This is a genomic window from Pseudoflavonifractor phocaeensis, assembly GCF_016901735.1.
GTDB lineage: Bacteria > Bacillota > Clostridia > Oscillospirales > Oscillospiraceae > Pseudoflavonifractor_A.
Genome location: NZ_JACLZC010000215.1, coordinates 1 through 387, shown reverse-complemented (window position 1 = coordinate 387; position 387 = coordinate 1). Strand labels below are relative to the sequence as shown.

The 387-nt window shown below is 52.5% G+C and carries 1 protein-coding gene; it reads left to right on the top strand.

Annotation, left to right across the window (positions count from 1 at the left end):
* Positions 1–62: 62 nt before the first annotated feature.
* Positions 63–387, top strand: a 325-nt coding sequence (locus H7U37_RS15335; protein WP_204877029.1) for an IS110 family transposase, incomplete at its 3' end; no start/stop codon positions are given.

Genomic DNA, 387 nt, shown 5'->3' with positions numbered 1-387 from the left:
GTAGCAAAGTTCGGATACCCACCCGGGCAATTCCCAGCCTGCATCGTTCAGGGAGGGATTTGATGCAAGACATATTGACCTGCGCCATGGGACTGGACATTCATCGTGATGTTATCGTTGCCTGTCTTGCCAAAGGTGAGCTGGGCACCGATCCGGAAATCGAGATTCGCTCCTTCAGCACACTGATCCCGGAAATGCGGAAACTGCGGGATTGGGTGTTGGAAGCAGAGTGCCACTATGTCGCCATGGAGAGTACTGGGATCTATTGGCAACCCATCTACGAAATGCTGGAACCTTGTTTTGATGGGCAGATCAACATTCTGGTAGTGAATGCCCGCCACATGAAGAATGTGCCTGGGCGCAAAACGGATATGCGAGACGCGCAAT